Raw genomic sequence first — 12,803 nt, 5'->3', positions numbered from 1 at the left:
TCGCGTGCTTGCTGGGACGGCACGCGTGACTGGGCGGACGACACGTGTGCCGTCCCAGGTGGCCGGAGCGGGCATGATGGCGGGGTGAGCGAGTACGAATTGCGGGGCGGGTCGCAACCGGACGTGTCGGCCGTGGCCGCGGTACTGGCGCATCACGGCGTCGAAGGCCCGGACGGGAAGGCGCCCGGCGAGGCGCTGGTCTTCGCCGTGTCCGGCGGGATCGGGGCCGGCTACATCCTGTGGGACTTCGCGCGCGAGACGAGGTCGACGGTCGTGTTCGGTTTCCGCGCGCGCTGGCAGTACCCCCGCGAATGGCTCAAGTCCACAGTGGACCGTCTCGGGCTCGACACCGATTTCCACGCCACCGGCGGTAAACGCGCCGCCGCGAAACGGCTCACCGCCGACCTCGAAGCGGGACGGCCGGTGCTCGTCCTGCCCGACCGCGAGTCGCTCGGTTACTGGTACCTGCCGCCGGAGCTGTCGGGCGGTGGCGGCCACTTCGTCGTCGCGTACGGCGAAGAGGACGGCCGGGTGCTCGTCGACGACCGGAATCTCGCCCGGCTGACGGTCGACCGGAAGACGTTCGACGCCGCGCGCGGCCGGGTCGGCTCGTACAAGAACCTGCTCGCGACGATCCGGCCCGGCGAGGTCCCGGACTGGCGGACGGCCGTGCGCGAGGGGCTGACGGACTGCGTGCGCAACCTCTCGGCGCCGTCGAAGTCGTTCTCGCTGCCCGCTTGGGGGCGCTGGGCGAAGGCGATGACCGACGAACGTGACCCCAAGGGCTGGCCGCGCGCGTTCGGGGAGCGGCGCGGGCTCGTCGGGGCGCTGTTCAACGTCTGGGAAAGCGTCACCCCGGCCGGGATGGAAGGCGGGCATCTGCGCGGGCTGTTCGCCGACGCGCTCACCGAGGCCGCCGGTCTGCTCGACCTCCCGGCGCTGGCCGAACAGGCGCCGACCTGGCGTGGGATCGGGGAACGCTGGGCCGAACTGGCCGAGACGGCGGTTCCCGCGTCGAACGCGGAGTTCGCCTGGGTGCGCGGGCTGATCAGCACGGTGTCGGCCGGTGTCCGCGAGGGCGACGCGGGGCAGGAGACGGCCGCGGCGGCCGGTGCGGAGATGTGGAAACTGCGCGCGCACCACAACGACGAGTCGCCGTTCACCGATGTCGAAGCACGCGAACTGTTCGGCACGATGGGCACGATGGTCCGGAACATCCACGCCGCCGAGACGGCCGCGATCCGCGAGCTCTCCGAAGCCCTGACGGAATGAACCGGACCGGTGCCCGTCGCGCCGCTCGTGCTCGTCCCGCTCCCGAGATCCGGCTGACGCGATTCAGTGGAACGATCGATCAAGCTTCCTGGATGAGTTTTTAACCATTTATGCTCCGTTTCCCGCAACAGCGGAAACGGCTGGGCCGTTCAGCGGCTGATCATCACGGTTTTCGGCCGTACCTTCGAAAGACCTCTCCCCCTGCAGAGCTCCCCGGAGGTATTTCATGCCACGGCCGAAGTCTGTCCGCTTTCTCGCGCCCTTGGTCGGCGCGATGCTCCTGACCAGCGGGGTGGCCGTCGCCGCCCCCGACGGCGAAGACCCCCAGTTCATCCGGCTGGCCGGCAGGACCTTTGATCCACTCAGCCAGCGGACGGCCGCGAGCCAGGATTGGAAAGGCGCATACCTGCTTCAGGTCCGGAGCGCGCTGACCGACGCGCAGCGCGGAAAATTGCGCTCACTCGGCGTGCGGATCGGGACCTACATTCCCGATTTCGCCTACGTGGTGCGGCTGAAGCCGGAGCACCGCGAATCGGTGGCGAAAGTGAATTTCGTCCGCTGGCTCGGCGAATACCGGGCGGCCGACAAGATGGAGATCTCGTCGGCCGCAGCGGGCAGTCACCTGGTGACGCTGGTCGAATCGGACGCGCGGGACCAGCGCGCGGTGGCCGAGCGGATCCTGCGGCTCGGCGGCGGCATCGAGGCCATCTCGCAGAGCGGGCAGCACATCGTCGCGAACCTCGGTTCCGGTCAGGCGGCCACCGTGGCGCAGGGGGCCGAGGTGCTCGCGGTCGGCGCGATCACCGCCCCCGAAACCGACATGGCCAACGCCAGGGAGAGCGGGGGCGCGAACTTCGTCGAGAGTGTCGGCGGCTACCGCGGTCAGGGGGTGCGCGGCGAGGTGATGGACGGCGGCCTGCGCGTCACCCATCAGGAGTTCAAGGCTCGGCCGACGGTGATGCACGGCTCGAACTCGACCAGCACCAGCCACGGCACGTCGACGTACGGCCAGATCTTCGCGTCCGGGGTGAGCGCGCCGCAGCGCGGACTGCTGCCCGAGGCCCAAGGTATCTTCGCCACCTACAACAAGCCCGACCGCTACGCCCACACCAAGGAACTGGTCGACCCGGCGGGCAAGTACCGCGCGGTGTTCCAGAGCAACAGCTGGGGCGGCGGTCTGACGACGGCGTACAACTCGGTGTCGGCCGAGCTCGACCGCATCGTTTTCGACCATGACCTGCTGATCTGCCAGTCACAGAGCAACGCGGGCACCCAGCAGTCGCGGCCGCAGGCCTGGTCGAAGAACGTGCTCTCGGTCGGCGGGCAGTACCACTACAACACGCTGGGCCGCACCGACGACAAGTGGAACGGCGGGGCCAGCGTCGGCCCGGCCGCCGACGGCCGGATCAAGCCGGAGCTGTCGAACTACTACGACCGGATCGACACGACGTCTTCCGGCAGCGACACCTCGTACACGACGTCGTTCGGCGGCACGAGTGGCGCGACGCCGATCACCTGCGGAAACGCCGGTCTGCTGTTCCAGATGTGGGCCGACGGCGTATTCGACGGCGGCCCCGGCAAGGGCCGCGACGTCTTCTCCAGCCGCCCGCACGCCGCCACCGCGAAGGCGCTGCTGATCAACGGGGCCGACCAGTTCGCGTTCAGCGGCACCTCGCACGACATGACCAGGACACATCAGGGCTGGGGCACCGCGAACGTGCGGTACCTGCACGAACAGGCCAAGGCGAACGGGTGGAAACTGCCGGTGCTGGTCGACGAGACCGATCTGCTGGGCACCGGGCAATCGAAGAAGTACACGGTCGCGGTGAACGGGACCAAGCAGTTCAAGGCGACGCTGGCCTACACCGATCCGGCGGGCTCGCCGAGCGCGTCGATCGCCAGGGTCAACGACCTGACGCTGAAGGTCACCGCGCCGAACGGGACGGTCTACTACGGCAACAACGGGCTGAAGGCGGGCAACTTCTCGACCGCGGGCGGCTCGCCGAACACCGTCGACACGGTCGAGAACGTCATCCTCGAAAAGCCTGCCGCGGGCACTTGGACGGTGGAGGTCGTGGCGACGCAGGTGAACGCCGACGGCCACCCGGAGACGTCGGCGACGGACGCGGACTACGCGTTGGTGGTTTCTTGACGGTGCTACGGGCAGCAAGTCCGTGAAGGCCTCCTTCCCTGCTCTCAAGGTAGGGAAGGAGGCCTTCACGGACTTCCGCATCACGTTCAGGCCGTCCGGTCCGGGGTTGCCCGCGCCCGGATGGCGGAGGCGTCTGCGCCGTTGGCCGAGACGCAGGTGTCGGTTGTGAGACGGAAGCGTGAGACCCCTGAAAGGCATGTAACGAGGTGACCCGAGGGGCCGACGTCTGGGATACGTGACGCGAGCCAAGGAGCCTCTCGATGACCACCTGCCGACTCTGCGGCTCGGCCCATCTCGCCAGTGTCGTCGACCTCGGGGCGACGCCGCCGTGCGAACGTTTCCTGACCGCGGAACAGCTGCGAGAGCCGGAGCCGACCTACCCCTTGCACCTGCTGGTCTGCACCGAATGCCGGCTCGCCCAGATCCCGCCGCTGATCACCCCGGAAGAGACATTCACCGAATACGCGTACTTCTCGTCGTATTCCGCCTCCTGGGTCGAACACGCCAAGACGTTCGTCGATGGCGCCGTCGAGCGGCTCGGGCTCAATGAGTCTTCGTTTGTCGTCGAGGTCGCCAGCAACGACGGCTATCTGCTCAAACATGTTGTGGCGAAGCAAATCCGCTGTCTGGGTGTGGAACCTTCGGTGAACGTGGGCCAAGCCGCGCGTGACGCCGGGGTGCCGACGAAGACCGCTTTCCTCGGCCCCGAAAGCGGACACGACGTCCGCGACGAACACGGCCCGGCCGACCTCGTCGTGGCGAACAACGTTTACGCGCACATTCCGGACATCATCGGTTTCACGCACGGGCTCCGCGCCCTGGTCGCCGAGGACGGCTGGGTCAGCATCGAGGTCCAGCATCTGCTGACGCTGATCCAGGAGAACCAGTACGACACGATCTATCACGAACATTTCCAGTACTACACCGTGGAATCCGCGCGCCGGGCCCTTTCGCGTGGCGGTTTGTCCGTTGTGGACGTCGAACTGCTGCCCACCCACGGTGGTTCCATCCGGCTGTGGGCGCGCCCGGACGCCGTCGCCGGCGAGCCGAGCGAGCGGATGTCGGAGATCCTCGACGCCGAGAAGGCCGCCGGACTGCACGAAATGTCCGGCTACACCGAATTCTCCGAGCGGGTCACCAAGGTCCGGCTCGACCTGAACAAGTTCCTCACCGACACGGCGCTCGAAGGCAAGACCGTCGTCGGTTACGGCGCCCCCGGCAAGGGCAACACGTTGCTGAATCACTGCGGTATCCGCCCGGACGTGCTGCGGTACACCGTCGACCGCAATCCGTACAAACACGGCCGGTTCACCCCCGGCACCCGGATCCCGATCCTCCCGCCGGAGCGGATCGAGGCGGACCGGCCCGATTACGTGCTCGTCCTTCCGTGGAACCTCCGGAAGGAACTGACCGCCCAACTGTCCTTTGTGGACGAATGGGGCGGGAAACTGGTCTTCCCCATCCCACACCTGGAAATCGTCGAGGTGAAGTCGTGAAGGTAGTCCTCTTCTGCGGTGGCTACGGCATGCGGATGCGCAACGGTGACGCGTCCGACGTGCCCAAGCCGATGGCCATGGTCGGGCCGAGACCCCTGATCTGGCACGTGATGCGTTATTACGCGCATTTCGGCCACACCGAGTTCATTCTCTGCCTCGGGTACGGCGCGCACCACATCAAGGAGTTCTTCCTCGACTACCAGGAGACCACCTCCAACGACTTCATCCTGCGCGGCGGCAAGACGGAACTGCTGTCGACCGACATCGCGGACTGGTCGATCTCCTTCGTGCAGACCGGTCTCGAATCGGCCATCGGCGAACGGCTGCGCCGGGTGCGCCCGCATCTCGACGGCGACGAGATGTTCCTCGCCAACTACGCCGACGTCCTCACCGACGCCCCGTTGCCGGAGATGATCGAGCGGTTCACGAACTCCGACGCCGGCGCGTCGATGATGGTCGTGCCGCCGCAGTCGTCGTTCCACTGCGTCGAAATGGGCGAGGACGGCCGCATCGGCGCGCTGACCCCGGTCAGCGAGATGCCGCTGTGGGAGAACGGCGGGTACTTCGTGCTGCGCCAGGAGATCTTCGACCACATCCCCCAGGGCGGCGACCTGGTGACCGACGGCTGTGGCGAGCTCGCCAAACAGGGCAGGCTGCTCGCGTACCCGTACCGCGGGTTCTGGAAGCCGACGGACACCGTCAAGGAGCGTGTCCAGCTGGACGACGCCTACGCGCACGGAACGCGCCCGTGGGCGTTGTGGGAACACGAACCGGCGCCGGTGGGCATCGCGTGATCGCACTCGGTACCGGCGGGATCCAGCGGCTCGTCGCGCTCGGCGCGCATTGTGACGACATCGCCATCGGGGCGGGCGGCACCCTGCTGACGATCTGCGCCGCGAATCCGGGGGTCCGGGTGGACGCGCTCGTCCTTTCCGGCGGTGGCACCGAACGGGAGGCCGAGGAGCGGGCCGCGCTCGCGGCCTTCTGCCCGGGCGCCGACGTCGAGGTCACCGTGCTCAAACTGCCCGACGGCCGGTTCCCCGCGCATTGGGAAGAGGCTAAGAACGGGCTGGAGGACCTGCGCCGCCGCACCGACCCGGACCTCGTCCTCTCGCCGCGCACGGCCGACGCGCATCAGGACCACCGCGGCCTGGCGAAGCTGGTGCCGACGGTGTTCCGCACCCATCTCCAGCTGGAGTACGAGATCGCCAAATGGGACGGCGACCTCGGCAAACCCGCCGCGTACGTTCCGCTGTCGGCCGAACTCGCCGAGGAGAAGGTCCGCCTGCTGCAGGAGCACTACGCCTCCCAGCGGCATCGGCCCTGGTACGACCGGGAAGCCTTCCTCGGCCTCGCCCGCATCCGCGGTATCGAATGCGGGCAGCGTTACGCGGAGGCCTTCGACCTCAAGAAACTGACGCTCGACCTCACTCCGAAAGGCTGAAAGCCATGCGTGTGCTGCTGACCGGGCACAAGGGTTACCTGGGCACGGTGATGGCCCCGGTGCTGGCCGCCGAAGGCCACGAGGTGATCGGTCTCGACTCCGGCCTCTACGACACTTGCGTGCTGGGCCCCGAGCCCGAAGACCCTGAAGGCTTCGAGGTCGACCTTCGTGACATCACGGCCGAGCACGTGTCGGGGATCGACGCGGTGATCCACCTCGGCGCGCTGTCCAACGATCCGCTCGGTTCGCTGGCGCCGGACCTGACCTACGACATCAACCACCACGCTTCGGTCAAGCTCGCCAAGCTGGCGAGGGACGCCGGGGTCAAGCGGTACCTCTACGCCTCGACGTGCTCGGTCTACGGCGCCTCGGGCGGCGACGGCCTGGTCGACGAGGACGCGCCGCTGCGCCCCGTGACGCCGTACGCCGAGTCGAAGGTGCGGGTCGAGGACGACGTCCAGGAACTCGCCGACAGCGACTTCAGCCCGGTGTACCTGCGCAACGCCACCGCGTTCGGTTTCTCGCCGCGGCTGCGCGGTGACATCGTGCTCAACAACCTGACCGCGCACGCCCACCTCTCCGGCGAGGTGCTGGTGCTCTCCGACGGCACGCCGTGGCGGCCGCTGGTGCACGCCAAGGACATCGCCCGTGCCTTCACCGCGGCACTGGAAGCACCGAAGGAAGCTGTTCACGGCAAGGCGTTCAACATCGGCACCGAACGCAACAACGTGACCGTCGCCGAGATCGCCGAAGAGGTCGTCGAGGCCGTTCCCGGCTCCACACTGCGGATCACCGGCGAGGCGGGCGCGGATCCCCGCTCCTACCGGGTCGACTTCTCCCGGTTCCGCGCGGCGATCCCCGGCTTCGACTGCGACTGGTCGGTCAAGGACGGCGCGCTCGAACTGATCGAGGCCTACCAGACCCACGGCCTCACCGAACACGGCTTCCAGCGCCTGTTCACCCGGCTGGCGCGGTTGCAGGACCGCACCGCCGCCGGCGAACTCGACGACACCCTGCGGCGTCGCTGATGACGCACCGGGACCTGGAGACGGGCGCCGACCTCGAGAACCTGGTCGAGCGCCTGTATCCGCTGTGCCGCAGCATCACCGGCGACGGCGTCCGCGCCACGCTGGAGATCGTCGGCGAGCACATCCCACTGGAGATCCACGAGGTCCCCACCGGCACCCAGGTACTGGACTGGACCGTGCCGCAGGAGTGGAACATCCGCGACGCGTACATCAAGGACGCCTCCGGCCGTCGCGTGGTCGACTTCGGTGAATCGAACCTGCACGTCGTCGGCTACAGCGTCCCGGTGTCGCGGAAGATGCCCCTAGATGAACTGCGCGGTCATCTGCACACCTTGCCCGACCAGCCGTCGTGGGTGCCGTACCGGACCAGCTACTACTCGCCGGCGTGGGGTTTCTGCCTGGCACAGGAGATCCTCGACGCGATGCCGGACGGCGAGTACGAGGTGCACATCGATTCCACTTTGGACGATGGTCACCTCACCTACGCCGAGCACGTCGTGCCGGGCGAGGTCGCCGACGAGGTGATCATCTCCTGTCACACCTGCCATCCATCGCTGGCGAACGACAACGTCGCCGGGATCGCGATCGCCGCCGCCTTCGCCCAGACGCTCGAGAAGCCGCACTACACGTACCGGTTCCTGTTCATGCCCGGCACGATCGGCGCGATCACCTGGCTCGCCCGCAACACCGAACGCGTCGACCGGATCAAGGCCGGGCTCGTGCTCGCCTGCGCGGGTGACCCGGGATCGTTGACGTACAAGCGAAGCCGCCGGGGCGACGCCGAGATCGACCGCGTGCTCGCGTACGTCCTCACCGATCGCGCGCACCAGATCGTGGACTTCTCGCCGTACGGCTACGACGAGCGCCAGTTCTGCTCCCCCGGCTTCAACCTCGGTGTCGGATCACTGACGAGGACGCCGTACGCGGGCTATCCCGAGTACCACACCTCGGCCGACAACCTCGATTTCGTCTCGACCGCGGCCATGGAGGAAACCCTTCAGACGCTGCGGGACATGCACGCCGTCCTTGATCGCAACCGCGGTTACGTCAACCTCAGCCCGTACGGCGAGCCGCAACTCGGCAAACGCGGGCTGTACGACTCGCTCGGCGGGAGGAGTGACGCCAAACAAGCCCAGATGGCCATGCTCTGGGTGCTCAACCTCTCGGACGGCGAGCACAGCCTGCTCGACGTCGCCGAGCGGTCCGGGCTGCCGTTCGATTCCGTCGCCGCCGCCGCGAAGGCGCTGCACGACGCCGGATTGCTCGCGAGTGATAAGCGGAGCGGAGGTGGTCCTCGGTGGTGACCACAAGCGTGAACCCGCCCCGGCCGAAAGCCCCGCGATCGCGGTGGCAGGACACCGCGATCGCCGTCGGCGACCTGACTTACCGACGAGTGCCCTGCCGACGTCGATCGCGGCCGCGGGTTCACCGGATGCTCGAGGATTAGAGGCCCCATGCGATCACTCCTGCGTTCCCAAGCCGTCCGGGCGATGGCCGGACGGCTCAGCTGGGGCCTCGGCGACCAGGCCGTTTCCAGTATCACCAACTTCGTGGTCGGGCTGTTCGTGGCGCGCTCACTCGGCACATTCGCCTTCGGCATGTTCAGCCTCGCCTGGGTCAGCTACGGCGTGGTGCTCAACCTTTCGCGGGGGCTGACGACGGATCCGCTGATGGTGCGGTTCTCCGGGGTGCCCACCGAGACCTGGCGGGCGGCGACCGCCAGGGCGACCGGGACGGCGCTCACCGCGGGCGTCGTGGCCGGGGTCGTCAGTGTGGTCGCCGGGCTCCTGGTGGGTGGCCCCATCGGCGGCGCGTTCGTCGCGCTCGGGATCGTCATCCCCACGTTGCTCTTGCAGGACGCCTGGCGGTTCACGTTCTTCGCGGCCGGGCACGGGAAGAAGGCGTTCGTCAACGACGTCGTCTGGGGTGTCGCGCTGATCCCGGCGCTGTTCATCGCGCACCGGTGGTTCGACACGGTCGTCGCCTTCATCCTGGCGTGGGGCCTCTCCGGGGCGGTCGCCGCCGGATACGGCTGCTTGCAGTCCGGGGTCCGGCCGGATCCGCGGGGCACGCGCGCCTGGCTCCACCGGCATCTGGACCTCGGCGCCCGGTACCTGGTCGAAAACGTCAGCAACAGCGGCTCGACGCAACTGCGGATGTACGGACTCGGCGCGATCGCCGGGCTGGCGAGCGTCGGCGCGGTGCGCGGCGCCGAACTGCTGCTCGGCCCGTTCTTCGCCCTTCTGATGGGACTTTCCCTGGTCACGGTGGCCGAAAGCGCGCGGGTGCTCCAACGGGCTCCGCATCGCCTTCGCCGCTTCTGCGCCGTTCTCGGCGCGGGCCAGGCGGTCGCGGCCCTGATCTGGGGTCTCGCCCTGCTTCTGGTACCCGACGACGCCGGCCGGTTCGTGCTCGGCGACGTCTGGGATCCCGCTTCGGAATTGATCCTCCCGGTGACCATCGGTATCGCCGCGGCCGGATTCAACACCGGGGCGGCCGCCGGATTGCGTGCGCTCGGCGCTGCGAAACGGAGCCTTCGCGCCCAGCTGATCAACTCGGCCGGCTATGTCGGCTTCGGGCTCATTGGCGCCTTCTTGGCCGGGGCGTCCGGATCCGCTTGGGGGGTCGCGTTGGCGATCACCAGCGGGTCGGCGGTGTGGTGGCTCCAGCTGCACACCGCTTTCAAGGAACACCCGACTTCGCACTCTGAGAAGGAAGAGATGAGGACGTCATGAGCACCGCTCCTCGGCTGAGCATCGGGCTCCCGGTCTACAACGGCGAGGACTACCTCGCCGAATCGCTGGACGCACTCCTCGGCCAAAGCTACGAGAACTTCGAGCTGATCATCTCGGACAACGCGTCCACGGACCGCACCGAAGAGATCAGCCGTGAGTACGCGAAGCTTGATTCCCGAGTTCGTTACGTGCGCCAACCGGTGAACATCGGCTGCGCGCCCAACCACAACTACTGCGTCGACGTCGCCCGCGGCGAGCTGTTCAAATGGGCGTCCGACGACGACCTCTACGCGCGTGACCTGCTGGAACGCTGTATCGAGGCGCTCGACGAGCACCCCGGATTCGTCCTCTCGCATTCGTGGACGGCGATGATCGACGAGAAGGCCGTCGTCACGCAGGCGCTGGAGTACCCGCTCAACACGGTGTCACCGCACGCCGCGGAACGCTTCCGCAGCACGCTGTTCGCCCCCGGCGGGGACGACGACGGCGCGGTCATCCGCACCGAGGTGCTGCGCCGCGTCGCGCCGCTGGACAGCTACCACCACGCGGACCGCACGATCATCTCGGAACTGGCGCTGCACGGCCCGTTCCACCAGGTGCCGGACTGGCTGTACTTCCGCCGCGACCACCCCGGCCGCTCCGAACACGAGTACCCGACCGTGCGCAAGCGCGCCAGCAACCTGGACCCGAAGCGCGCCGACAAGCTGAGGCACCCGATGATCCGGCTGCTCGGCGAGTACGTCCTCGGCTACGTCAACGCGATCCGCAACGCGCCGATCTCGGGCGCGGAGAAGCGCGAGTGCTTCCGTTACCTGCGGCAATGGGCGCTGAACCGGGCGGGGAACCCTGCCATGGGCCGGATGCCGGTGCAGGCCGAGGCCGAACTCGGCCCGCGCGAAGTGTCCGTGGCCTCGGTCGTCGCCGGCCAGGAGGGAAGAGTCCCTTGAGCTCGCCCGTGAGAATCGGGCTGTTCGGACTCCTCGGATCAGGGAACCTCGGCAACGACGGTTCCTTCGAGGCGGTTCTCGGGTATTTGCGCACGGAGCATCCGGACGCCGCGCTCAGCGTGATGTGCGGCGGTCCGGAAATCGTCGCGTCGCGCTACGACCTCGAGACGACCGCGTTGAACTGGTACCAAGGCGAGTACCGGACGGCTTCGGGACCGGTGTCCATCGCCATGAAGGGCTTCGGCAAACTCGTCGACATCGTCCGCACGGCGGCGTGGGTGCGGCGCCAGGACGTGGTGATCGTGCCGGGGATGGGTGTCCTCGAGTCCACGCTTCCTCTGCGCCCTTGGGGTTTCCCGTACGCCTTGTTCCTGCTGGCGGCGTCCGGGCGGCTGGTCGGCACCAAGGTCGCGTTGGTGAGCGTCGGCGCCAGCGTGAGCACGCACCGGGTGACCCGGTCGGTCATCGGCCGGACCGCTCGGCTGGCGACGTTCCGGACCTATCGGGACGAACCGTCGCGGGAGGCGATGCGCACGATGGGTGTCGACGTCACGAACGACCGGGTCTACCCCGACCTCGCCTTCGCCCTCACCGCGCCGTCGGAACCGGTGCTGCCCCGCTCCGTCGGGGTGGGGGTGATGGCCTATCGCGGCGGCAACGACGACCGGGCCCGTGCCGACGAGATCTATGAGTCCTATGTGGACAAGATGATCCGGTTCGTCGCGCGGTTGATCGCCGACGGCAGGCCGGTGCGGTTGTTCATCGGCGACCGGGCCGACGCGCGGGTCGTCGACGAGATCATGCGGGCATTGGGTTCTCCGCTGATCGCCCCCGCTGAAACGTCCACTTTGGACGACGTGTTACGGGCGATGTCGGCGGTCGAGACCGTCGTCGCCACCCGGTATCACAACGTCCTGTGCGCGTTGAAACTGGCGAAGCCGACGCTGTCCGTCGGGTACGCCCGCAAGAACGACGTCCTCATGACCACGATGGGGCTCGGGGAGTTCTGCCTGTCGGCCAAGGAGATCGAGTTCGACGCGCTGGTCCGCCAGTTCGCCGAACTCGAGTCGCGGGCGGGCGAACTGACCGAAATCGTCGCGAAACGAGCCGAGGAGCAGACACGGTTGCTGGACGAGCAGTTCGCCGGACTGTCGGCCGCCCTCCTGCCGATGGGAGTCCGATGAAAGCGATCCCGGTGCCCGCCATCGCGGGCGCGTACCTGTTCGAGCCGACCCCGCACGCCGACGAACGCGGCTTCTTCAGCCGCACGTTCGACGCCGACGTCGTCCGGTCGGTGGGGATCGACCCGAACGGGTTCCTCCAGGACAGCGTTTCGCGGTCCCGCAAGGGAGTGCTGCGCGGGATGCACCTGCGCTCGGGTCTCGGCGAGGCGAAGCTGGTCCGGTGTTCGTGGGGCGCCGTCTTCGACGTCGTCGTCGACCTGAGGCCGGATTCGCCGACGTACCTCGGCAAGGAGACGTTCGAACTGTCCGGGGAGACGCAGGTCTCGCTGTACATCCCGGCGGGTTGCGCGCACGGGTTCCAGGCGCTCACCGAGTACGCGGACGTCTCCTACCGGATCGACCGCGCACACGATCCCGCCGAAGACGTCGCGATCGCCCACGACGACCCGGAACTGGCGATCCCGTGGCCGCTTCCGGTGGCACTGATGTCGGAGCGGGACCGGTCCGCACTGTCGCTTTCCACCGCACTACAGAACACGAGGTGA

11 protein-coding genes are annotated in these 12,803 nt (G+C 68.0%); all 11 read left to right on the top strand.

Going from position 1 to position 12,803, the window contains the following annotated elements; genetic code table 11:
• Positions 1–84 precede the first annotated feature (84 nt).
• The 11 genes from ACZ6DT_RS18825 (at position 85) to ACZ6DT_RS18775 (ending at position 12,803) form a co-directional block, all read left to right on the top strand.
• The gene (locus tag ACZ6DT_RS18825; protein WP_465596370.1) at positions 85–1,272 is read left to right on the top strand and encodes a BtrH N-terminal domain-containing protein; all 1,188 of its coding nucleotides are present in this window, start codon (positions 85–87) and stop codon (positions 1,270–1,272) included.
• A gap of 226 nt (positions 1,273–1,498) precedes the next feature.
• On the top strand, positions 1,499–3,424 hold the full coding sequence (locus ACZ6DT_RS18820; protein WP_465596367.1) for a S8 family serine peptidase: 1,926 nt from the start codon (positions 1,499–1,501) through the stop codon (positions 3,422–3,424).
• Between the two features lie 260 nt (positions 3,425–3,684).
• A complete protein-coding gene (locus tag ACZ6DT_RS18815; protein ID WP_465596364.1) occupies positions 3,685–4,920 on the top strand; it encodes a class I SAM-dependent methyltransferase in 1,236 nt (411 codons plus the stop codon).
• Positions 4,917–5,714 (top strand): sugar phosphate nucleotidyltransferase, encoded by a 798-nt coding sequence (locus ACZ6DT_RS18810; protein ID WP_465596361.1) that lies wholly within the window; start codon positions 4,917–4,919, stop codon positions 5,712–5,714. Before ACZ6DT_RS18815 ends, ACZ6DT_RS18810 begins: the two co-directional genes overlap by 4 nt.
• Positions 5,711–6,364 carry a PIG-L deacetylase family protein gene (locus ACZ6DT_RS18805; protein WP_465596358.1) on the top strand — a complete coding sequence of 218 codons (654 nt, stop codon included), beginning with the start codon at positions 5,711–5,713 and terminating at the stop codon, positions 6,362–6,364. Before ACZ6DT_RS18810 ends, ACZ6DT_RS18805 begins: the two co-directional genes overlap by 4 nt.
• A gap of 5 nt (positions 6,365–6,369) precedes the next feature.
• On the top strand, positions 6,370–7,392 hold the full coding sequence (locus ACZ6DT_RS18800; RefSeq protein WP_465596355.1) for an NAD-dependent epimerase/dehydratase family protein: 1,023 nt from the start codon (positions 6,370–6,372) through the stop codon (positions 7,390–7,392).
• Positions 7,392–8,696 carry a DUF4910 domain-containing protein gene (locus ACZ6DT_RS18795; protein WP_465596352.1) on the top strand — a complete coding sequence of 435 codons (1,305 nt, stop codon included), beginning with the start codon at positions 7,392–7,394 and terminating at the stop codon, positions 8,694–8,696. Before ACZ6DT_RS18800 ends, ACZ6DT_RS18795 begins: the two co-directional genes overlap by 1 nt.
• Positions 8,697–8,846: 150 nt before the next feature.
• Positions 8,847–10,127 (top strand): hypothetical protein, encoded by a 1,281-nt coding sequence (locus tag ACZ6DT_RS18790; protein ID WP_465596349.1) that lies wholly within the window; start codon positions 8,847–8,849, stop codon positions 10,125–10,127.
• Positions 10,124–11,074 (top strand): glycosyltransferase family 2 protein, encoded by a 951-nt coding sequence (locus ACZ6DT_RS18785; RefSeq protein ID WP_465596346.1) that lies wholly within the window; start codon positions 10,124–10,126, stop codon positions 11,072–11,074. The genes ACZ6DT_RS18790 and ACZ6DT_RS18785 overlap by 4 nt, the downstream gene beginning before the upstream one ends.
• Positions 11,071–12,258, top strand: a complete 1,188-nt coding sequence (locus ACZ6DT_RS18780; protein ID WP_465596343.1) for a polysaccharide pyruvyl transferase family protein — start codon at positions 11,071–11,073, stop codon at positions 12,256–12,258. Before ACZ6DT_RS18785 ends, ACZ6DT_RS18780 begins: the two co-directional genes overlap by 4 nt.
• Entirely contained in the window at positions 12,255–12,803 is a 549-nt protein-coding gene (locus ACZ6DT_RS18775) for a dTDP-4-dehydrorhamnose 3,5-epimerase family protein (RefSeq protein WP_465596340.1), read from the top strand. The genes ACZ6DT_RS18780 and ACZ6DT_RS18775 overlap by 4 nt, the downstream gene beginning before the upstream one ends.

Source organism: Amycolatopsis sp. NPDC041971 (assembly GCF_055588925.1).
Note: the sequence above shows the minus strand (reverse complement) of the source record. Positions and strands in the feature narration are given on the sequence as shown.